Origin of the sequence: Bradyrhizobium ganzhouense, assembly GCF_049949285.1 — a bacterium.
In the GTDB taxonomy this organism is placed as follows: Bacteria; Pseudomonadota; Alphaproteobacteria; order Rhizobiales; family Xanthobacteraceae; genus Bradyrhizobium; species Bradyrhizobium ganzhouense.
Genome location: NZ_CP181318.1, coordinates 3775018 through 3797702 on the forward strand (window position 1 = coordinate 3775018; position 22685 = coordinate 3797702).

14 protein-coding genes and 1 pseudogene are annotated in these 22685 nt (G+C 61.0%); 10 read left to right on the forward strand and 5 right to left on the reverse strand.

The genetic code is table 11. The annotated features are described in order from the left end of the window. Positions 1 to 142: 142 nt before the first annotated feature. The 4 genes and pseudogenes from ACLFLU_RS17065 to ACLFLU_RS17080 all read right to left on the reverse strand — a co-directional run. Positions 143 to 446: pseudogene (locus ACLFLU_RS17065) on the reverse strand (transposase); the annotation flags it as partial. A gap of 2576 nt (positions 447 to 3022) precedes the next feature. Further along, entirely contained in the window at positions 3023 to 3697 is a 675-nt protein-coding gene (locus tag ACLFLU_RS17070; protein ID WP_426413320.1) for an AraC family transcriptional regulator ligand-binding domain-containing protein, read from the reverse strand. Positions 3698 to 4456: 759 nt separating this feature from the next. Continuing rightward, positions 4457 to 5329 carry an IclR family transcriptional regulator gene (locus ACLFLU_RS17075; RefSeq protein WP_426413321.1) on the reverse strand — a complete coding sequence of 291 codons (873 nt, stop codon included), beginning with the start codon at positions 5327 to 5329 and terminating at the stop codon, positions 4457 to 4459. A 109-nt stretch (positions 5330 to 5438) separates the two neighbouring features. Further along, on the reverse strand, positions 5439 to 6353 hold the full coding sequence (locus ACLFLU_RS17080) for a dihydrodipicolinate synthase family protein (RefSeq protein ID WP_426413322.1): 915 nt from the start codon (positions 6351 to 6353) through the stop codon (positions 5439 to 5441). 229 nt (positions 6354 to 6582) lie between these two features. Between ACLFLU_RS17080 and ACLFLU_RS17085 the strand changes: the two genes are divergently transcribed. From ACLFLU_RS17085 to ACLFLU_RS17130, 10 genes are all read left to right on the forward strand, one after another. After that, positions 6583 to 7923: an MFS transporter gene (locus ACLFLU_RS17085; RefSeq protein ID WP_426413323.1), complete on the forward strand. Its 1341-nt coding sequence runs from the start codon at positions 6583 to 6585 to the stop codon at positions 7921 to 7923. A 70-nt stretch (positions 7924 to 7993) separates the two neighbouring features. After that, positions 7994 to 9142 carry an ABC transporter substrate-binding protein gene (locus tag ACLFLU_RS17090; RefSeq protein WP_426413324.1) on the forward strand — a complete coding sequence of 383 codons (1149 nt, stop codon included), beginning with the start codon at positions 7994 to 7996 and terminating at the stop codon, positions 9140 to 9142. A 55-nt stretch (positions 9143 to 9197) separates the two neighbouring features. Further along, complete coding sequence (locus ACLFLU_RS17095; RefSeq protein WP_426413325.1) at positions 9198 to 10079, forward strand: branched-chain amino acid ABC transporter permease; 882 nt, start codon at positions 9198 to 9200, stop codon at positions 10077 to 10079. Further along, on the forward strand, positions 10079 to 11077 hold the full coding sequence (locus tag ACLFLU_RS17100) for a branched-chain amino acid ABC transporter permease (RefSeq protein ID WP_426413326.1): 999 nt from the start codon (positions 10079 to 10081) through the stop codon (positions 11075 to 11077). Before ACLFLU_RS17095 ends, ACLFLU_RS17100 begins: the two co-directional genes overlap by 1 nt. Then, positions 11061 to 12557, forward strand: a complete 1497-nt coding sequence (locus tag ACLFLU_RS17105; RefSeq protein WP_426413327.1) for an ATP-binding cassette domain-containing protein — start codon at positions 11061 to 11063, stop codon at positions 12555 to 12557. Before ACLFLU_RS17100 ends, ACLFLU_RS17105 begins: the two co-directional genes overlap by 17 nt. A 91-nt stretch (positions 12558 to 12648) precedes the next feature. Further along, positions 12649 to 13635 (forward strand): dihydroxyacetone kinase subunit DhaK, encoded by a 987-nt coding sequence (locus ACLFLU_RS17110; RefSeq protein ID WP_426413328.1) that lies wholly within the window; start codon positions 12649 to 12651, stop codon positions 13633 to 13635. A 1-nt stretch (position 13636) separates the two neighbouring features. Further along, positions 13637 to 14242, forward strand: a complete 606-nt coding sequence (locus ACLFLU_RS17115; protein ID WP_426413329.1) for a dihydroxyacetone kinase subunit L — start codon at positions 13637 to 13639, stop codon at positions 14240 to 14242. Positions 14243 to 14293: 51 nt separating this feature from the next. After that, positions 14294 to 15694 (forward strand): FAD-binding oxidoreductase, encoded by a 1401-nt coding sequence (locus tag ACLFLU_RS17120; protein WP_426413330.1) that lies wholly within the window; start codon positions 14294 to 14296, stop codon positions 15692 to 15694. Between the two features lie 879 nt (positions 15695 to 16573). Beyond that, complete coding sequence (locus tag ACLFLU_RS17125; RefSeq protein WP_426413331.1) at positions 16574 to 18187, forward strand: NAD(P)-binding domain-containing protein; 1614 nt, start codon at positions 16574 to 16576, stop codon at positions 18185 to 18187. Positions 18188 to 18393: 206 nt separating this feature from the next. Then, positions 18394 to 18585 carry a hypothetical protein gene (locus tag ACLFLU_RS17130; RefSeq protein ID WP_426413332.1) on the forward strand — a complete coding sequence of 64 codons (192 nt, stop codon included), beginning with the start codon at positions 18394 to 18396 and terminating at the stop codon, positions 18583 to 18585. An 80-nt stretch (positions 18586 to 18665) separates the two neighbouring features. On the opposite strand, the gene ACLFLU_RS17135 is transcribed toward ACLFLU_RS17130, so the two are convergent. Next, a complete protein-coding gene (locus tag ACLFLU_RS17135) occupies positions 18666 to 22013 on the reverse strand; it encodes an AAA family ATPase (protein ID WP_426413333.1) in 3348 nt (1115 codons plus the stop codon). Positions 22014 to 22685 lie beyond the last annotated feature (672 nt).

Sequence of the window (22685 nt, forward strand, 5' to 3'; positions counted from 1 at the left end):
TCGCGGCTCTCGCGCCCGCCGCCGGGACGGCGGTGGCCATCCCCAAGGTGGTCGAGACGGCCGCCGCGGTACTGGCGTCCGAACCGCCGGTGGCCGTGCCGGTACCGGCCGCCAGGGCGGCCGTGGAGCGCGCCGAACTGCTCGCCCTCGGCGCCGAGCTCGAGGACCTTGTCCGACTCTCAGGCAGAAAGAGACGCAACGCACATCACCGGCACTTCGTCGCGCGCAAGTCTCAACGACAGCAGCGTCTGGCAATTTGCCGTTTTGCCAAGAGCCGACGCGTATTGGGCCGCGACACCAACCGAGCGGTCGCCCTTCTTCGGCATTGCCCTATCGCCAATAACCAGCACGGCATCCTTGCCGCCGAGCCAGCGTTCGAGTTCGTCTTCCCATTCCGCCATGGTCAGCCCTCCAAGAGCCGACCACCCATGAATCATTGAAAAATCGATTCGGAAATTCTAATAAAACGCCGAAATCCAACAATCTGCCAAAGTAGTGCGAGATGATTCGTTCGGAAGAGGTCGCTCGGCTCAATGCTCGCTAATGCTGAGGGGAGGCGCATGAAAAATTCTAGCCTGCTCTCGGGCGACTCGCTCTCGAAGCTCCTGTAACTCTCTGTATTGAGCCCTCAGGTCGACCTTCTCTAGTTTCTTCTCATTGCAATTTGGGATGACGTGCATTGACCAAAGCTCCGAAAATAATGCGTTGAATGCAGCAAAAAAAATCGTGCGCAAGCCAATTCGCCGCGCTGGGTCTGGTGGCAGATGTGCCGGTCGTCAGAGGTCCGGTGCAAGTACAGCAAGGCGTTTCCTGATTGCGCGATGCAAAAGCCTCGGGTTATCGCGCAGCTGCAACGATAATACAGCGTACTGCGCGGTCGGCAACTTAGCTCGGCGGTTAAGCTTGATGTCCGCACTGCAGGTTAATTCCGGAACTGCCGCAAGCCAAGTGTTTTGGCCGGGCTGGTCTCGCTGGCGCCGATGGTGTCGCAATTGGGCAGCTGTCAATCGGCGCTGGCTGTTTTCCGGACGGCCTTGACATCGCGAGGTGCGATGCGCGGTAACTAGGTTTTACCTACTTCGGTGGACCAATAATTGGTCCGTGCCATTTTTATTGTGCGTTTGCAGGTGAGTTGATTGCGGTTGCGATCTTCGCAACGACCACAACGATAAGGCAGATCTCAATTCGGGATGGGGCCGCATCTGTGGGGGGCCGATAGTCGCGAAACAGAGGGGCCGCGAGACCAGCTCTGCAGCTAGCCGCGGGAGCTTACTTCTAGATCCACGCGAAAAGGCGCCGCGGTTTGTGAAGACACTGAGCCAAATATTGGCCATTAAGAGTAACAATCCCCGGCCAGCCCTAAACCCTAACGGTTACGTTTCTTTGCTTTTCGATTCAGTTAATCGGACACCAGTCCGGGTAGGGGTTTCATGTCGAAAATAAATGCATTAGGCTATATATCTCGCCGAGAGACAGGAGGACAGTAATGGAGCTCTTCAGGGCTGACAAGGTCGGAGAAATCAAAAGCAATTCATCAAAAACGTGCCGGGTCTGCAATCAAAAACAACAGTTGATCAGAACAATTCTTCATTCCGACACCGGAAATCTCATCCGTGTGTTCGAATGCAAGTGCGGCGAGCGCACCTGGGACGATTAGAGACCCTCAGTTGATCCTCTATGTGCGCTCCCCGGCTGCAGCCAGCGTGACAACCGGCTCTTTATCGAAGCCGTTCCTTATCGAAGTCGTTCTTTGGATAACGCGCACGGGCTCGGCGCGATCTGCAGCAAGCGTTCTGCAAGTGGTTCGCCGTCTATGCGCGCTTCTGGCGCAGGACGCAAAAAGGGGTCTGGTAGCGGTAGCTCCGATCAGGCTGCCGCTGGCTGGCATCTAAGCTCAACATCCAGCTTTGCGAGCGCACGTATTTGAACCGCCACTCTGGCACGCGCATGGTAGCTCGTTTCTTGTTTCGGGCTGCTACTGTTCGCTATTGAATGACCACCATACCCCGAGGACGACCAGAACTGCACAGCTCATAAATCCTGCCGCAAACACCGCCGCGGTTGATATAAGTGGCATCGCTGAACCCCTTTGGTAAGTTATTGGTCACAGAATAGCGTAGTTAAAGACTTCGGCAATAAAGTTTTTAAATAGAGTTTAATCTCTGAAATTATCTGCGGTGGCCCGAGCTTGTATCCATGCGCCCGCTAGGATATTAAATAATGGACTGCAATCGGGTAGAGTTTAACGATTAATGGTTAGTATCTAAGTACCGTTTCTCCGTCAGGATGATTTGTGGAGATCTCAAATCTTGGCAGCGGGTTTATATGTATTGGCAGCATGGGTTCTCCTTAACGTCCTCTTTGCAGTGGGGATGTACTTCCGACCTCAATCTGAGCGCAGTTTGCTGTGTCAGGAGAAGCAAGCCGAAGGTCGGCCTCTACCTTGCCTGACGCTCTTGCAGGACCGAAAAACCTCGCTGCATCCGGGTCGCAGGCCGTCGAGTCTTTCATGACCTCCTCCGCGGCCTACGCCACCAGCGTCTCTCAGCATCGGGCGCTGTGTGTTCGCCGCGCAGGGGCGGACTGCTTCGCAGGAGCGATGAAGCCATTATGCTGCGAACAGCGGACATTTCCACTCGCCTAAAGGGTCGCGAACTTGAAATTCGGCTGAAAAAGCTCGGAAAATTGGGGCAGCGCGAAAGGGGACCCGTTTGAGCCGTGGGTCCTCCGACGCTTACATGGGCGAAACGCGCCATCAGCACCGCGCCACCGAGCAGCACTGAGCCTGCTATTACGCACTCCAGCGCCGCTGAGACTGTTCCGGCCACCACCATCGTGAGCACTATCGCTAAGCCATCGGTGCGCTTTCTTACTCGGTTGCTGAACGGTGGAGCAGGTTCTTGACGCTCATGGCGTGCCATACACCCCCCACGCGCTCTGGCGACACCCCGAGCATTCAAGGCGTCGGCAATCTGCCTGAGGGTGTTCGCACAGGCCTTCTGGCCTTCTCGAATGATCGGGATCACGTTGGCCGCGTGCTTGTCGGCTCCGGCTTCCACGGCGCTCCTACGGGCCATGTGGAGCTTAGGATTTCCAAGATAATCGACACAGCGCGCGACGTAGTGCACGGGCGCGGGAAACGGGAAAACCATTCGCTTGCTGGGGAAGGGCGCACGCGACTGAACAACGCAGTCATCGAGCTCCGCCAGAACTCCGCAGCGAACGGCAAGAGATCGCCCAGCGTATCAAGCCCATGACTGCGCAGGATCGCCGTCGTTCCCCCTTCGATCCGGAAACTGATCTGACGTACGGCGGGACCGGCCAAGGTGATGTGATCGAGAGAGAACAGCAGGGCATCTCCGAAAGTGCGGCTCGAAACCATCGCATAGCCGTAGATGCCGTAATCGCTGATCCGCTGCCGCGCGCCGGCCAACAATCCGATGTCGGATCGTTTGGCCAATCGTCTGGCGTTCCGGTGGAGTGTGCGGCGCTGACGGTGCGAGATGCGCGCATGCGCATCCTCGAGCTGCGAGGCGTCGACGCCGCTTCGCGCAAACAGGTCGTGGACCCTGCGGCGTTCGAGCGCTGGGGCATCATCAATCAGGTCGTGCCGGAATCCGAGCTGGGGTCGGCCTCGATGACCTGGACCCGTCAACTCGCCGGGTGCGCGAGATGGATCGCCGCCATGTTTGGGCACTCGCAGCTACTGTTGTTTGAATGAATTGTCCGCGCGCGATATGGCACTGTTGTCGACGACGGCCATTGAGCGGGACAGGGTTTTGAAGGCGAGATCCCATTTTTCGGCCGTAGCTCAAGCGGAGGGTTTTGGTCTAGGAAGGTCGAAAATGCTTTCTCTTTCAATGGGGATTGACTGACAATCTCTCCGCCCCACCGCTTGTCCAATAAACTAGATCACCACGCAAACCGTAGAACGGACTGCGCATAGCTCGCAAAGCCGAAGCGTCTTGAGGTCGGAGGCCGGCTCCACGATTTGAATGTGCGAGCTCATGGGCGGGGGTTAAAGATGGTCTTCTGCATGTCTTTGGTGGGACGAACCTTGCTATGATTGGCTCGAATCGGACATCGATTGCTGGACCTAGCTCAAACTTGCCCATGGTTTGGAGCGAGAGTTCAAGTTTTTCAATCGGTTAGGAGGCCGTGTGTACACGACGTGTGCACCGGGAGATCAAGAAAAATCTCATCACAGCTAACGTGATCAGGCTTTCGGTGTGAGTGGCGCCGCACCGGGGCGCGGGACTGTCCGATGATTTCGGTCGAGGCGCGGATTAGAAGAAGCGCCGTTTGCTCCGGTTCGCGCGCGAGGCGAAAGAGGCCGTCAGAAGCGAGCTCAGAGAGAGCGTGATTCAGGCGAACATTTCCTATCGGTCTCTCTCGCGCGCGCTGGCTGTATATCGAGCGCGCCTATTTCTACATCCACTATCTCGAGACCGGACAGTTATTCGGCCGGTGTTTTTGTTGCACGGCTCGGTTGCCTGGCCTCATCAACTGAGCCGCCGTGTTCGCTCGAAAAACCTGTGTCGGGCTTTTGCGTGCTTGGCTCATATCCAAGACGTATCGAGAGAAGCTCTGCATGTGTCATCACAGCCCGCGCCAGTTCGGGCACCCGCTCGGGCGTGACGCGCCGGCTCGGGCCGCTTGCGCTTATCGCCGCAAAAACCCGGCCGGCGCTGTTGCGGATCGGTGCGCCGACGCAACGCAGCTCTGGCTCGTGCTCGGCATCGTCGATCGAATAGCCGCGCTCCCTGATCGCCGCGAGCTCGACCTTCAGCCGCTTCGGCTCCACGATCGTGTTCGGCGTGAAGCGGGCGAGGCCGGCGCGGATGACGCGATCGATCACGGCCTCGCTCTGAAAGGCGAGGGCGGCTTTGCCGACGCCAGTTGAATGGCAGGGTGACGCTTCCATTGTGATAACGGTATTGTGGGGGCGGGCAACCTGGTTGCGGCGGTTGACGAAGACCATCTGAGCGCCATCGAAGATGCACAGATGCACATCCTCACCGCTGAGCTTGGCGAGTGTATCGACGAAGGGCGGTGCCTCGCGATAGAGCGGCAGGTTCGTCAGTGCGTTGCCACCTAGCTCAAACAGTTTTAGCCCGAGCCGGTAGCGGTCGCGGCTGGCATCCTGTTCCAGGAACCCGACGCTGCGCAAGCTGTCAACGATACGATGGACGGTGGTGCGGGGCAGGTTGGTGCGCCGCGCGATCTCGACGACGCTCAGCTCCGGATCGTTCGAGGAGAAGGCCTCGAGCACTTCGAGCATCTTGAAGAGCGACTTCACGCTTTGTCGACTACCGTCGGCGCTCGTCATATCGGGACCTTCCGGGCGACGCGGCCTTACGAAGCGCAAGCCGCGATCTTCACCCGACTTAGACGGAATCGGGCGCGGCGGCAATGCGGCCGCGCCCGATGTCGAATGCTCACTCGGCTGCGGCGAGCCTCACGCCGCCGTCGAGCTCCATCAGCGGCTTGAGAGCTGCTGCGATTGCTTCCTTCTGCCGGCTGGTCGGCGCCGGCATCGGCTGCCGCGGCAGGCCGCTCGGCGAACCCTGGAGGGTGAGGGCATGCTTGACGCATGCCGGCAGATTGTCGCCGACGATGGTGTTCCAGAACCGCAGCAGGCGCTTGTGGATCTCGAGCGCGGTGGTGTGGTCGCCGCGCTGGACGGCGTTCCACAGTGCGACGCAGGCGCCGGGCACGGCGGCCGGATTGGCCGCGATCGTGCCATGCGCGCCGAGCGCGAAGGACGGATAGAGCAGCGCGTCGACCGCGGTCAGCACCACCTTCCCGGCGGGCACGTCGAGCAGCAAATCGGCCATCAGCTTGAGGTCGCCGGCGCTCTGCTTGACACCGATGACGCCCGGCAGCTCGTTCATGATGCGCAGGAGCAGCGCCGGGCTCAGATAGTTCCACGGTACGACGTTGTAGATGATGACCGGCTGCTTGACCCCTTCCGACAGTGTCTTGAAGTGGCCGACGGTCGCATCCTCGTCCGGCTTGAACAGATAATGCACCGGCGTGATCTGGAGCGCGGCGACGTTGACGTGCTCGATGGCACGGGCACGCGCAATGGCCTCACGGGTCGAGTTGGCGATAATGCCGGCGACGAGCGGGACCTTGCCGTTCAGCTCTTCCGCGCAGGCCTCGATCAGTTGGCGGAATTCGTCGGCGGTGAGTGTGTGGCCTTCGCCGGTGCTGCCACCGACGCAGACGCCATGCACGCCCTTCTCGAGCAGAAACTTCACCTGGCGGCGAAACGCCTTCTCGTCGATGTCTCCGTTCTGGTCGAACGGCGTCGTGAGCGGCGGAATGATTCCGGTGATCTTTGCTGGCACGTTATCCTCCTTTGATTGTTCGGAATGTGGACAATCCAATACGACAAATGATCGCAAGCCGTCAAGTAACCTCGGTCATGCATTAGGAAATGAGCGCTATAAATTGCAGTGGATAGCAAGTCGGGGTGAAAAATCTCTTGACATACGGGATAAGTCGCTGCTCATGATGTCCGCAATACGGACAAAAGTCCAAGCGGGGTATTTCTCTGCTGAAGCCGGAGGTAACGTCATGAGCGAAATGGTTGGGTCGATCGGGGCCGGCAGGGTCGCAGATCAACAATCCGCCGCCGCGATCAAGGCGCGGCAATCCAGCGACATCCGCAAGGTTGCGGTGGCGAGCGCCATCGGCAACATGATCGAGTATTACGACTTCACGCTGTATGCGACCGCGACCGCGCTCGTGTTCAACAAGATCTTCTTTCCCAGCACCGATCCCCTGGTCGGCTCGCTGCTCGCCTTTGCGACTTTCTTCGTCGGCTATTGCGCGCGGCCGCTCGGCGGCGTGCTGTTCGGCCATTTCGGCGATCGCGTCGGCCGCAAGACGGCATTGCTCCTCACCATCCTGATCATGGGTTTGGGCACGTTCTTGATCGGCTTCATGCCGACCTATGAGCAGGTCGGCGTGCTCGCGCCGATCTGCCTGATCGGACTGCGTCTGCTCCAGGGCATCGGCATCGGCGGCGAGTACGGTGGCGGCATGACCATGACCGTCGAGCATGCACCCGCTGACCGCCGCGGCTTCTTCTCCTCGCTCGTCCATGTCGGTGTGCCCGCCGGCTTTCTGATCCCGATCGCGCTGCTCGGACTTCTCTCGACCTCGATGAGCGAGCCAGATTTCCTCGCCTGGGGCTGGCGGATTCCGTTCCTGTTCTCGATCGTCCTCGTCGGCATCGGAATCTTCATCCGTTTCCGCATCTCCGAGACGCCCGCGTTCGAGCGCGTGCTGAACGAGGAGGGCACCGCCAGCGTGCCGGTGGTCGAGGCTGTGCGTAACCACACGCGCAACATCCTGTTCGGCATCGGCGCCAAGATCGCCGAGAGCGGGCTGTTCAACATCTACGCCGTGTTCGCGATCACCTATTGCAAGACTAAGCTCGGTCTGCCTAGCCAGACCATCCTCAACGGCGTTCTCGTCGGCTGTGCGCTGGAATGTCTGACGCTGCCCTTCTTTGGTGCGCTGTCGGACCGGATCGGCCGCCGCGCGGTCTATCTCGGTGGCATGCTGTTCCAGGTCGCGCTCGCGCTGGTGTTCTTCCAGATGCTGAACACCGGGCATACCGGCATGATCTGGCTTGCGATTGCGCTCGGTCTCGCGCTCGGCCACGGCTCAGTCTATGGCGCGCAAGGCGCCTATTTCTCGGAGCTGTTCCCCGCGCGCATCCGCTACAGCGGCCTGTCGCTGGTGCAGCAGCTCGGTCCGATCCTGGGCGGCGGTCTGTCGCCGCTGATCGCGACGGCGCTGCTTGCCGCATATGGCTCGCCCTCCTGGGTCGCCTTCTACATGGCCGCGATGGCGTTGTTCTCGGCCGCCTGCACCTTCGGTCTCCGCCCGCTTCGCGCTGGGGCCTGAGCTCGCTTCCACCTTTCGAAATCACCCGCCCGATCGAGGTGGGCTCTCACCAAAACATCGGAGGAAATTCATGGTGCACGTCTCTCGACGCAGTCTGATCAAGGCGATCGCGCTCGCACCGCTCGCCACGCCGGCCATCCTCGGCCGCGCGTATGCGGCCGATCCCATCCGCCTCGGCATCTCCGGCCCGATGACGGGCCAGTTCGCGCAGAATGGCCAGTGGATGAAGAACGGCGTTGCCATTGCGGTGAAGCAGGTCAACGATAAGGGCGGTATCAAGGGCCGCATGATCGACGTGCGGATTGCCGACGATCTGGGTCCGAACCCGACCGCGGCGGCCAACGCCGTGACCAAGCTCGCGACGCAGGACGAGGTCGTGGCGCTGGTCGGCCCGCACTACACGCCCGGCATTCTGCCGAACGTGCCGCTGCTCGGAAAATACAAGATTCCGGCCCTGACTGGCGCGACCGGTCCGGTCGTCACCCAGCAGGGCAGCCCCTGGGTGTTTCGCGTACGCCTCAACGACGCGGTCGGAGCGGATCTCCTGGTCAAATACGTCACCGAGGATCTGCAATGGAAGAAGATCGGGCTCGGCTACGTCAACACCGCGTTCGGCCAGTCCGGCATCGCCGTGGTGAAGGCCTCGCTCGCCAAGCGCAATGTCGAGCCCGTACTGGTGCAGGCGCATACTGACGCGACCAAGGACTTCACCTCGCAGATCCTTGCCTTCCAGCAGGCCAATGTCGACGGCATCATCGTCTGGACCGACGACCAGCCGGCCGGGCTGATCGCCAAGCAGAGCAAGACGCTCGGTGTCAAGTTCGGCATCGCCGGCAATACCTCGTTCTCGCAGCCGATCTTCCTCGGCCTCGCCGGTGAGGGCGCCGACGGCTGCATGGCGATCGGCGAATTCGTCAAGGACAATCCCGACGCGCGCGTGCAGGCCTGGAAGAAGCTCTACTCAACTGCTTATCCCGGCGACGAGCCGGAGCTCTACGCCACCGTCTACCATGATGCGGCCAGGCTGATCATCGCGGCGATGGAGCGTGCCGACACCATCTCGGGCGAAGCGATCCAGCAGGCGCTCACTCAAATCCGCGACTTCCAGGGCATCGTCACCCGCTACGGCTGGACCGACAATGGCGACATGACCCATTCCGGCATCATCACCAAGGTCGCCGGCGGCAAGCCGGAGATCGTCAAGGTCATCACCAGCTGACGCGCCTGTCGGCCTCCGGACATCCGGCTGCCGGCGCTCGCGATAGGATCATGCGATGTTGCAGACGTTCATTCAAATCGTGCTGGTGGGGTTGGCGGTCGGCGCGGCCTATGCGCTGGTGGCGCTCGGCTACACGCTGATCTGGAACGCGGTCTCCCTGGTCAATTTCGCGCAAGGCGACCTCGTGATGCTGGGTGCCTTCGTCTCGGTCGGCTGGCTCGCCAACCGGCTCGGCATGCCGCTCTGGCTCAACCTCGTCGCCATGTTGGTTATCCTCGGGCTGTTCGGCGCCGGGCTCGCTTGGGGCATCTACCATCCCCTGCGCAACGCGCCGCAATTGTCGGCGATCGTGGCGACGCTAGGTCTGTCCATGGCGCTGCAAAACATCGCTGTGATCATCTGGGGACCGCAGCCACTCAATTTCGCAGGTCCCCTCGGCACGACCTCGGTGCATCTGTTCGGCGCGACGATCTACGCGCAATATCTCGTCATCCTGGCGGCGCTCGCGGCCATGATGGCGATCCAGCATGTGCTGTTCCAGCACACCGCGCTCGGCCGTGCGATGCGCGCCACCGCGCAGGACGCGGAGGCCGCGAGGCTGATGGGCATTCCGACCGCGCGCATCATCGCCTTCATCTTCGCTTATGCCACGATGCTTGCGGCGCTCGCAGGGTGGCTGATCGCGCCGCTCTCTTATGTGTCGTCCGACATGGGCGTGAACCTGTCACTCCGTGCCTTCGCGGCGACTATTTTGGGCGGCTTCGGCTCGATCCCCGGCGCGCTGGTCGGCGGTCTCGCTTTCGGCGTGATCGAGTCGGCCGGCTCCTTCTACATCTCCTCGGAATATATCGACGTCATCGCGTTCGGCGTGCTGATCGCGGTGCTGATGTTCCGCCCGCAGGGCCTCTTTGGCGAACTCGAACTGGAGCGTCCCTGATGCCCGCCGAGACAAACTCATTAACGATGCGGACGCTCGCGATCCTGGTGATCGCGACCGCGATCCTCTGCGGCCTGCTGCTGCCGCGGTTCCTGTCGGTCTATTACCTCCAGGTCGCCGACGTGACCCTGATCAACATCCTGCTGGTGCTCGGGCTCAATTTCATTCTCGGCTTTGGCGGCCAGATGTCGCTAGCGCAATGCGCCTTCTTCGGCATCGGCGCTTACGCCTTCACGTTGCTCCAGGCCGCCGGCATGCCGGTGCCCGTTGCCGCTATCGGCGCGATCGCGCTCTCTGCCGCGGTCGGGATGGCGCTTGGCTGGCCGACCTTGCGCCTGAAGGGTCATTACCTCGCGTTGTGCACGCTTGCCTTCGCGCTGATCGTCGAGCGACTGCTGGTGAACTGGGAAGGCCTTACCAACGGCGCTAACGGCATCACCGCGATCCCTGGCATCGGGCTTGCCGGCGAGAATGACAAGATGCTGTGGGTACTGCTCACGGTCGTCGCTATCGCCTATCTGCTCCAGGTCTGGATCGCCAATGGTCCGCTCGGTTTACGCATCCGCGCGCTGCGCGACGATCCGCTCGCGGCGCAGGCGGTCGGCGTCGATATCTCGCGGCTCAAGATCATGCTGTTCGTGATCTCGGCGGCCTATGGCGGGCTCGCCGGCATCTGCTACGTGCTGCTGCGTGGTTATATCAGTCCCGACGTCTTCTCCTGGCAGTCGACCTTCTCCTACCTCGCCATGGCCGTCGTCGGCGGCCTCGGCAGCCCGCTCGGCGCCGTGTTAGGCGCGATCCTCTACACCTTCGTGCCGGAGCTGCTGCGTTTCATGCAGGAATATTACTTCGCGGTGTTCGGCGTGATGGTCATCCTCGTGATCACGTTCCTTCCCGCGGGGCTTTCCGGACTGGTCCTTTCCGCCTTCCGCGGCCTGCGCCGGCGCGAGAAATCCTTCGCACGATCGGATGTAACGCATCATGAACGCGCTGCTTGAACTCACTGGCGTCACCAAGCGCTTTGGCGGTCTGACCGCGCTTGAAGGCATCTCGCTTTCGGTCACGCAAGGAACGATCCACGCCGTCATCGGACCGAACGGCTCGGGCAAGACCACGCTGTTCAACATTATCAGCGGCATTTACGTCCCGACCGAAGGCGAGGTGCGCTTCGCGGGCGCCGCCGTGACGTCGAAGCCGCTGCACCAGCTTGCGGCGATGGGGCTCGCGCGCACGTTCCAGAACACCCGCCTGTTCGCCTCGATGTCTGTGCGCCAGAACGTGCTCGCCGCGCGGCACGGCCGGTCGCATCCCTGGCGCTTCGACCAGGAGAACGCGCGCCGAGTCGAGGAGATCATCCAGTTCGTGGGCCTCGCTGATGTCGCCGATACGAGCGCGGCGTCGTTGCCGCAGGGACAGCGTCGCCTGCTCGAAATCGCCAAGGCGCTGGCGCTAGAGCCGCGTCTGGTGTTGCTCGACGAGCCGCATGGCGGCCTCAACCACGCCGAGACCGCGCGCCTGATCGAGGTGATCCGCCAGATGCACGCGCGCGGCATGACCATCCTGCTGATCGAGCACGAGATGGAGGTCGTGATGACGCTCGCCGACCGCATCACCGTGCTAAACTTCGGCAAAGTCCTCGCTGAAGGATCACCGGCGGAGATTCAGAGCAACGACGCCGTGATCGAGGCTTATCTCGGCCGCGCCGACCGTGAGGCGGAGCTTCATACGCAAGTCGGCCGCGCGGCCGAGGGCACCGGCGCACCGCTGCTCGAAGTCGCCGATCTCACCGTCCGCTACGGTGATATCGAAGCCGTTCGCAAAGTCTCGCTCAACGTCGGCACCGGCGAGTTCGTCGCGCTGCTCGGCAACAACGGCGCCGGCAAGTCTTCGACATTGAAGGCAATCGCGCGTCTTGCGCAGGCGTCCGGTTCGGTGCGGTTTGCCGGCCATGAATTGACGAAGGAGCCGACCGAACGCCTGGTCGGCATGGGCCTCGCGCTGGTGCCCGAACGCCGTCGCCTGTTCGGCGGCCTGACCGTGATCGAGAATCTCAAGATTGGCGCCTATGGCCGGCCGCATGCGGAGCTTGCCCGGCTCATCGAGGAAATGCTCGAGCTGTTCCCCAATCTCAGGCGTCTGTCGGCCTCGCTCGCCTTCTCGCTCTCCGGCGGCGAGCAGCAGATGCTCGCGATCGCGCGCGCGCTGATGAGCCGCCCGCGCCTGCTGCTGCTCGACGAGCCGTCGCTGGGGCTGGCGCCGCTGCTGGTCGAGCAGGTCTTCAGCAAGCTCGTCGAGGTCAACCGGCAGGGAACGGCGATCCTGCTGGTGGAGCAGAACGCGCGCATGGCGCTGTCGGTCGCGCATCGCGGCTACGTGCTGAGCTCGGGCCGCATCGTCGCCGAGGGCAGTGCCGCCGAGGTCGCGCGCGATCCCCGTTTGATGGGCGCCTATCTCGGCCAGGGCGAGGCGGCGGAATAGACCTCTGAACCTGAATCGATGCTCATGGCGACAAGCGACGTCGTGAGCAGGCACGGCTTTGCCGTGCAGTTGTAGTCGCTGGAGCTGTCCAATGAAGAAGTTGATGAATTCACCCGACGCCTTCGTCGACGAGATGCTGGCTGGGCTGGTTGCGGCCCATCCCTCGCTCGTCCACGATGGCCGCGTCGTGCATCGCGCCGGGGGAGCAAGGAACGGCAAGGTCGGAATCGTCTCGGGCGGCGGATCGGGACACTTGCCGTTGTTCACCGGTTATGTCGGCGACGGCCTGCTCGACGCCTGCGCGATCGGCGACGTGTTCGCCGGACCGTCCGTCGATTCATGCGTGCAGGCAATCCAGGCGGCCGACGGCGGACGCGGGGTGCTGCGGCTCTACGGCAATTATGGCGGCGACCGCATGAATTTCGATCTCGCCGGCGAAATGGTCGAGATGGACGGCATCGAGACCACGACGGTGCGCGGCACCGACGACATCGCCTCGGCAGCACCAGAGGACAGCGCCAAGCGCCGCGGCGTGGCGGGTATCATCTATGCCTATAAGATTGCGGGCGCGAAGGCGGACACCGGCGCGGGTCTCGCTGACGTAACCGCCACGGCGCAAGCCGCCGTCGATGCCTGCCGCACCATCGGCGTTGCGCTGTCGCCCTGCCAGATCCCTGGTGCGGCGAAGCCGACTTTTGAATTAGGGCCGGACGAGATCGAGTTGGGCATGGGCATCCATGGCGAGCCCGGCATCTGGCGCGACCGGCTGCGGCCGGCGGATGAGATCGCCGACGAGATGGTGCGGCGCCTGCTTGCGGATCCTGTCGCTCACAAGTCGGAGCGTGTCTCCGTGCTGGTCAACAGTCTCGGCGCGACGCCGCTGGAGGAACTGTTCATCGTCTATCGCCGCGTTGCCGTGCTCCTGAAGAACCAAGGCCTGACTATCGTGCGCCCGCTGGTCGGGCACTACGTGACCTCGATGGAGATGGCGGGGCTGTCGATCAGCATGATTCACCTCGATGCCGAGCATGAGAAGCTTCTGGCCGGGCCCTGCGCCTGCCCGTTCTGGAGGGTGTGACGTGGCGATCACAGCGAGTACATTGCGCCAAGCGGCCATCCGCGCAAAGGAGGCGGCCGCGCTTGCGCAGGACGACCTCAACGCTGCCGACGGCAAGATCGGTGACGGCGACACCGGCGTGATGCTGCGCCGCCTGTTCGAGGCCGTTGCCGCTGCCATTCCCGGCCAGGAGACGGATATCGGCAACGTCTTTCAGGCCTGCGCCAAAGCTTGTGCCAGCGGCACCGGGTCCAGCCTGGGAACGCTGGTGACAGTTGCGATGATGACGCTTGCGAAGGCAACGAAGGGACGCAGCAAAATCGGCTGGGACGAGCTGGCGCCGCTGCTGGCCTCGGTCCGCGATCAGATGATGGCGCGCGGCGGCGCGAGGCTCGGCGACAAGACGGTGGTCGACATGATCGACGCGGCCGCGGTTGCGCTCGATGCGTGCCGGACGCGCGATGAGGCTTCTGAAGCCGCACAGAACGCCGCCCGTGAAACGCTCGCGGCGTTCCGCGACCGGCCGAACAAGCTCGGCCGCGCCCGCATGTTCGGTGAGCGCACTATCGGGCTCGATGATCCCGGCATGCTCGCTTTTTCGCGCCTGCTGATCGCCGTCGCGGCTTGAAACGCGCGCCACCGTCGTTCAGATGGGGGCAGGGAGAAAAAGGAGGCCGACATGAACGTCCATGCCCTGCCGCGCCCGGCGCTCGGGACCATCACCGAGGTCAGGACGCGGCTCGCCGAGCGCCTTGGCGCGCGCGTCTCGGCCACGCAGGCGGTGCTCGACCAGCACAGCCATGGTGAGGGCCTGCCGGCGGCGGGGGTGCCCGATCTCGTGGCTTTCCCCGAGACCAACGAAGAGGTCGCGTTCGTCCTCGCGCTCTGCAACGAGCATCGGGTCGCGGTGACGCCGTTTGGCGCGGGGTCCTCGCTCGAAGGCCAGCTTGCCGCGCTCGCCGGCGGTGTGTCTTTGGACATGGGCCGCTTCGACGAGATCCTCGACGTCTCGCCGGACTCCCTCGATTGCCGGGTCCAGGCCGGCGTCACGCGCGAAGCCCTCAACGCACAGATTCGCGACACCGGCCTGTTCTTTCCGGTCGATCCCGGCGCCAACGCCTCGATGGGCGGTATGGCCTCGACGCGCGCCTCCGGCACCAACGCCGTGCGCTACGGCACGATGCGCGAGAACATTCTTGGCCTCACCGTGGTCACGCCCGACGGCCGCATCGTGCGTACCGGCAGCCGGGCGCGCAAATCCTCCGCCGGTCTCGATCTCACTCACCTCTATGTCGGCAGCGAAGGCACCCTCGGCGTCATCACCGAGATCCAGCTCAAGCTCTACGGGGTGCCGGAGACGATCGTCGCCGCCGTTTGCCAGTTCGCCTCGCTCGAAGGTGCGGTCGCCGCGGTCGTGGCGGCGCTCCAGTCCAATCTGAAGATGGCGCGCATCGAGCTGCTCGACGAGGTGCAGATGCGGGCCGCGATCCGCTATTCGAAGCTCAACTATCTCGAGACGCCGACGCTGTTCCTCGAATTCCACGGCACGCCGGCCGGCGTGCGGGAGGAGGTCGAGATGATGCAGGCGATCACCGCGGACCACGGCGGCGGCGAATTCCAGTTTGCCGAGCGCCCCGAGGATCGCAACCGCCTCTGGAAGGCGCGCCACAATTCCTATCAAGCGGTAATGGCGCTGAGCCCCGGCAAGAACAACATGGGCACCGACGCCTGCGTGCCGATCTCGACGCTGCCGGCCTGCCTGCTCGAGACCAAGGCGGATATCGTCGCCTCCGGTCTGACCGCGCCGATCGTCGGCCATGTCGGTGACGGCAATTTCCATCTCGGTATCCTGTTCGACCCCAAAGATGCCGACGAGACCAAACGTGCCGAAGCGCTCGCTTTCCGCACCGCGCGGCGGGCGATCGGGATGGGCGGCACCTGCTCTGGCGAGCACGGCGTCGGGTTGCACAAGGTCGTCCACATGGAGACCGAGCACGGCGAGGGCGTCGCGCTGATGAAGGCGATCAAGCGCGCCCTCGATCCCGGCGGGATTATGAATCCCGGCAAGCTCTATCCTTAAGCCACAGTCTTTGGAGCTGGGAGAGGACCGATTTGGCTATCCCAATGCCAGACCCTGCTAAGGCTCGAAACGTGACCTCGCGGGGAGGGCACGCTTGGCGCAAAGTGGTATTACCCTTGCTCAGCTTGGCTGCAATTGGCTCAAACTTGCCCATGATGGATTGGAGCGAGAATTCAAGTTTTTCAATCGGTTAGAAGGCGGTGTGTGCACGACGTGTGCACCGGGAGATCAAGAAAAATCCATTGAAGACCGGCGTTGGCCATCGAGATGGAAGTGAATTGCGTCCCGAGAAGCGTCGAGGGCCTGAGAGTCAGGTGACGGGGAAAGGGTTTGCATCTTGACCTGTAACTTGGAGGCGCCTCGCCAGAGTTCTGCGCTGGGAGGATCACCGCTCCTCCGAACAACGCTAGCCAAGAAGTTGAACTCAATGCAAATTCTGACGATCCGCGCTGAGCTCGCGTAAAATGCTACGGTGACGAGCTACGAATGGACCCGCGCAAATTCGGCACTACGTCGGTTGGGCGGGCAGGGGACTTCGTCAGGACCGCAGCTAGGCGTTCCGCTATGGCGCTACCTGATGGCAAGCTAGCCTAAGTCTTTCAGTCGGTTGACGCTCCAATCGTCACCGATAAGCGCGGTGATTGTCGATGTTGCGTGTCTCACGATCGGAGGCAAATGATAGCTCGGTCGTCAGGCGATCAGCATTTGAGTGAGCGCTAGAAAAATAGACCGCTGTGTTCGGGGCCAAAATCGGTCTGCGCGAACCCAATGGGCGGTCGGGCGGTTGATTTTTCTGCACTCATACCTGTGATAATGGGACAGAATTAAGCCGAACGGCAAAGATCATTTTTAGCAAGAGCGCAGCGGCAGGAATGTCCCATGAGCGTCTCCCAACTCACGAAGCGCGTTCGCCGCGATCTGACGTATTTGGACTATCCGGCTCGGGAGTGGACCGTCCCGCGATTTATAGACGGAGTACCGGTTCTGGACGTGCTGATTGTCGGCGCTGGACAGAGCGGACTGGGAATCGCGTTCGGCTTAAGGCTTGAGCGCATAACAAACTTCAGGATCATCGATCGTCGTCAACGCGGTTTCGAAGGACCTTGGCGCAGTTTCGCTCGGATGGAACGGTTGCGCACGCCGAAGGAGGTGACTGGAATTGATTTCGGCGTCCCGAGTCTAACGGTGCGGGCGTGGTACGAGGAAAAATTTGGGCGGCGAGCATGGGGGCGCATAGATACCCTCCCTCTGGAGGTATGGCGCTCGTATCTGGATTGGTACCGAGACGTCCTGGATCTCCCGATTGAGAACGAGGTCGAACTAATGTTGATTGAGCCGGCGGATGGCATCTTCCTTGCCCATCTCCGTCGTTCCGAAGGGATTGAGCGGGTGTATGCAAGAAAGATCATTCTTGCGACAGGCTTTGAGGGAAGTGGCAGGTGGGGCGCTCCTAAGTCTCTGGTCGCTCATTTGTCAGCAGATCTTTATGCACATTCCGCCGATGATATCGATTTTCGCAAGCTTACAGGAAAACGCATTGGCATCCTTGGTGCCGGGGCGTCGGCCTTTGACAACGCAGCTCTCGCACTTGAGGCGGGCGCCGCGCGAGTAGACCTTTGCTTCCGCCGTTCGGAGATGCCGCGGGTCAACCCACTCACTTGGATGAATTTTTCCGGTATGTTGGGCCACTTCGGCGAGCTGACGGACTTGGACCGCTGGCGATTCATACGCCACATTCTTGAGGAGCTTTCGGTCCCGCCCACACAAGACGCTTATTGGCGATGCCGCGAGTTCGAGAATTTCGCCTGGCACCCCGACTGCGGATGGAACTTCATCGACGAAGCTGGCGGTAGTGCGAGGGTTCGAAGCAGCAATCGCAGATTTGAATTCGACTTCATGATTTTTGCGAGCGGCGTTGAGGTGGATCTCTCGGCGCGTCCCGAGCTCGCCCTATTTTTTGAACAAATTGCCCTTTGGCGGGACCGCTTCACGCCTCCATCGGGCGAGGAAAACGAGGCACTCGGGCGCTATCCCTATTTGGGCCAAGGCTTTGAATTCACGGAGCGGCACCGCGGCGCCGCTCCATATCTGCGAGGGCTACACAACTTTACGTTCGGGGCGATGCTGAGCCATGGAATATCAGGAGCGGCCATCACGGGAATAAAATATGGAGTGCGGCGGCTCGTAAATGGCATCGCGCGTGACTTGTTTTGCGAGGAGTCGGCGACTTACTACCGAGATCTGCTGTCATACCAGACGCCTGAGTTGCGCACCTTGGACAGTGCCTTCGTCTGGCTGAGCCAGCTTGGCGGTGACGCCGCTGATTTCGAGAGCTTCGCCAATCAGCTGGATCAACGCCAATTTGCCACCCTCCGCGGCTTGTTGCAGAGATCAAGGCCCCACGAGAAATCTTCGACTGTAGGGTCTTCCCGACTCGGTCGCACGAAGCGCACCTCGCGACCAGCGCGGCTCAAGAACAAAAAGCGGAAGTGAAATAACGACGGCGTGGTAACGAGATGTCTGATGCTACCTCTTTTTCTCGCGCTCACCACGGTGGACTCCGTGGGTCAGAAGGCCGATCGAGTATTTCTGGAAGAATTGCCGTTTGACTATAGTTCGGTGATATTGGAGAATATCTAGTTCACTGCCTTGCACATGCTGATCACGGCCTAACGACCACCACCATCGGGAGGTAAGCAATGGCCTTCATCGCGTTTACGAAGGTGATCGATTTTACGACATTGAGCGCCGAGCAGCGAAGACAACTCAAGAGCATTCTTGGAAAGCGCGAGAAGCAACTCAAGAAGGCAATCAAGGATGTCGAGAGCGCTCTTAGCAAGCTTGAGCGAACAGGTGGCAGGTCCGGAAAGCGGGCGAAGGGCAGGCGTTGATCGGACGCTGATCAATTTGCGTCAGGCATGATGTTGAGCGGTGCTGGCTAGCAGCTGCCACGGTCGGGCTCATCTTTCATTCATGAAACTGAGCGTAGTTCGTCCACGAGAATTCTAGCGTCTTTCAGATCGGGGGTATCCCGACCTTCGGTGAACCAAGTGTATATCGGCTCTAAGAGGGACCTAGCCTCGAAATATCTGCCTTCGTTACTCCAATGCCGCGCGAGACAGATCGAGGCACGCAACTCCCACCAGCGAGCTTGTTGTTGCCGCGCAATCGCCACGGCTCGCTGCAGGGCGGCCTCTGCCTGGTCACGTCTGCCGAGTCTTAGGTTGATGTTGCCCCGAAGACGATACAACTCGGCCTCAAAGAACCTTTCCCCTGTTGTTTCGGCCAGCTGAACGCCTTCGTCCAGCAGGCGAAGTCCAACTTCAAGCTCTCCGAGCTGGGCATGAGCGAAGGCGAGATGGCCCAAATAGAGAGTGCGGCGACACCGGTCAGAGTTTTGGTAAGTTGCCGTCAAAGCGGCGCGCATCAGTTCGATCCCGACTTGAAGATCCCCTCCTTGGGCTAATAGTGCTCCGCGGAAAAAACGTGCTCTTCGTTCAATTGCCGCAAATTCATGCTCAGTGCTGAGCGATATCGCTTCGTCGGCGTGAGCCAAAGCGCGCTTTGCGTCGCCGCCGATTGTGCCCAAAACGACTATGTTCCCCAGGGCCAGGGCCGTCGTAAAGCTTTGTTCTCTCGTTCGAGCGAGAGTTTCAGTGCGCTCGACGATTGTTGTAGACTGTTTAGGAAAGCCAAGGACCAATAGCGTCGTCGAGAGCCACGCCAGGCTGTTCACCGCGTCATCGACTCCGAAGCGGCGATAGGTCGAGATCGTGGCTGGATTGGTTGAGCATAGTACGAGAGCGCGCTCGAGGTGTTCGCGTGCGTCGGCGAAGGCACCCGTGAGATGCAGTGTCTGTCCAATGAAACGTGTGGCTAGGACGGCCACGCCGGGATGATCATGCTCTGCGGCCAACGCGAGGCCGTGCCGGGCATCCTCCAGCGCTGAGCTATACTCAGCGCGCATACTGTGGGCTAGGTAGTTGCCCCACAGGATCGTCATCCGTTCTTCTAGACTGACACTTTCGCCTAGCAGCGCGCGAGCCCGTGAGAAGACCCGCGACGTTTCAGCCGCGGCATCGCCCTCAGTTGCGGCGACTGCAGGACCAAGGGCCAGATAGAAATCCAGTTCTTTGCGATCGCGTTGCGGCGAGCTGAGCAGTTGCTGGGTCAGCTCCATTCCTCGCGTGAGGTGTTTTACAGCCTCGGCATTGGAGGAGCGCCCGAGCGCGCGCTTTCCGGCCTTGAGCCAATAGTCCGTAGCCTTCTCAAGCGAACCGGCTTCGGTGAAATGGTGCGCGAGGATTTCAGGGTCGTTTAGGACGGCATCCTGGAACCCTTCCTCTAGCACGCGCGCTATTTGCGCATGGAGTTGCCGCCGCCGTGTCTTCAGCAGGCTCTGATAAGCCGCATCCCTCACCAATGCGTGCTTGAAGCTATAAATGGCATCCGGCAGGTCACCTTCGCGGAAAATAAGCCCGGCCTCCTCGAGTTCGGTGAGGGAATGCTGCAACCGTGTTTCCTCTCGAGGGACCACAGCCAGCATCAAGGAATAAGAAAACTCGCGACCGATGGTGGCGCCAATCTGGGCGATCTCCTTCACCGAGTGCAGGCGGTCGAGCCGCGCCATCAGGGAGTCGTGAAGGGTTTCCGGGATGGCAAAGGGCGGTAACGGTCCTCCGAGCTGATAGCGATCCTGATATTCAATCAGAATGCCTGCTTCGAGAACAGCCTTGGTGAGTTCCTCCACGAAGAGTGGATTCCCGTCAGTCTTTGTTACAATCTGTTTCATCACGTCGGCCGGAAGCGCTCGGCCATTGGCCACCTGCGTGGCAACACCTTTGACATCATCTGGGTTGAGCCGTCCGAGAACGAGGCTTCCGACATTTGCAAGACCGGTCCATGGAGGCTCAAAGTCTGGTCGAAAGGTAACCAGCGCAAGGATAGGCAACTGTCGGGCTCGCTCTACGATGAGGTCGAGCAATTCGAGGGTGGTGTCGTCGGCCCACTGAACATCTTCGATAAGTAACAGGATGGGCTGTTTGCGGGAACGGCTCTCGAATTGATCGAGCAGCGCGGCAAGTGTGCGGCGACGCTGCTGGGCGGGGCTTAGCTGCGGTGTTGGATAACGGCCCGCGAACGGGATCGATAGCAGCTCGGCAAAAAGTGGCACTACCGTCTGAACTTGCGGCGCTCTCAACGAGAGGTGCGCCTCCAGCTTGTCAAGCCGTGTCTCGAGGGGATCCTCCGCCTTGAACCCGGCGCTCCTTTCCAACTGCTCGACCACGGGATGAAGTGCGCTGTTGGCGTGGTAAGGAGAGCACTGATAACGGAATTGCACAAATGGCGGTTGCCTAGCTGCGCGTTCAGCCAGAGCCGCTGCTAAGCGCGATTTCCCGATACCCGCCTCGCCGGAGATGAGAACGATCTGGCCTTCGCCCGTGCGAGCCAAACGTTGACGTTCCAACAAGAACTCCAACTCGGGATCGCGGCCGATGAGATGGGCGAGTTCTGTCGGACGCACCGCGTCAAAGCGGCTCTCGGAAGCCGAGACGCCCTGGACGGCCCACGCGCTCACCGGCTCGCTGATGCCTTTGAGGTGGTGGGCGCCAAGGTCGCGAAGACTAAAGATATCGCCAAGGAGACGACGGGTGGAGTCGGCGATGACCACCGTATTCGGCTCGACCAAGGCTTGCACGCGAGCCGCGATATTAGGAGCACCCCCAACCACGGAGTGTTCCCGAAGTTTGCCCTCGCCGCCCAGGTCGCCGACCACCACCATGCCGGTAGCGATGCCGATACGCACCGCGAGTGGTTCTCCTGCGCGGGTTTCAAGCCGTGCGACAGCAGCAATGATATCCAGAGCAGCTCTTACGGTTCGTTCGGGATCGTCCTCGTGCGCAATAGGATAGCCGAAATAAGCAAGAATGCCGTCTCCGCGAAAGTCGGCGAGAAAGCCGTCATAGGAGCGCGTGATACGAGCACAAGCAGCGTGGTAGGCATCGATGACGGCGCCCATATCTTCCGGGTCAAGGCGTGCGGCCAGGGCGGTCGAATCGACCAAGTCACAGATCATTACGGTGAGGTGCCGCCGTTCCGCGTATTGCGCAATTGCAGTATTCACGACAGCGGAGGGAAGGCTGGAGGGAAGCGCACCGATCGCGTTCATGAGGCGCTTCCGATCGCCGAGTGGGATGCCAACCTTTTCGAAGTCGACTTCTGTCAATTGCGGCAACACATCGCAATCTATGGCGTTCGCGATGAACAGGGACTCATGTCGTCCCAGGCCCAGCCCTTTCAGCCAAGTCCCGATTTCCATGGCAGGACCCTTGTGTGCACGAACAGCTTCAGCGCATCCAAGCCGAACATTTGCTCGTCCTACTTAATCCTATTGGAGCCATTCAAACGAACAGTTCGACCGGACCGCACCGACAATAGCATGTTGTCGGGTCTGGACATGTGAACAGCCTCGCAATTCGCCGCATCCAAATACCTGCGGAAACGAAAACCCCTGGCCACTTTGGCCTCCCAGAGCCAACCGCACTGATGTTTCGGCTCAAAGGGCGAGTGGTACAATTGTCTGGCACACACCCATCATTAGCCAGAGGATATCCACTCCTCCAAACTGCATTGAAGAGGCGTACGTTTTTGCATGCATCGCCAAAAGCCACGGTCGAAAGCCACGGTCGAGCCGCTCCGACAAACCTTTACGCAACAGTTGCTCTCGCACGCCACCGAATAGTCGGCGATACGATTGCCAAAAGGCTGTTCGTCCGTTGGCGAGTTCTCTCCGAAGGATTCAAAGACCTCGGCGAGGATGGTTGCGACTTCAAAATCAGAGAGGTGGGTTGGCCCTTCGAAGGTCGATTGAGCGCGTGTCATGTCGGTTGTCAGGGGCAAACCGGACGCCGATCCAACTTGGCGTCCACCGCTGCTTTTGACCCAGCGCGGACCTCCTCTTGCGCTTCTCGTGAGGTTGTAGCAATGTCGC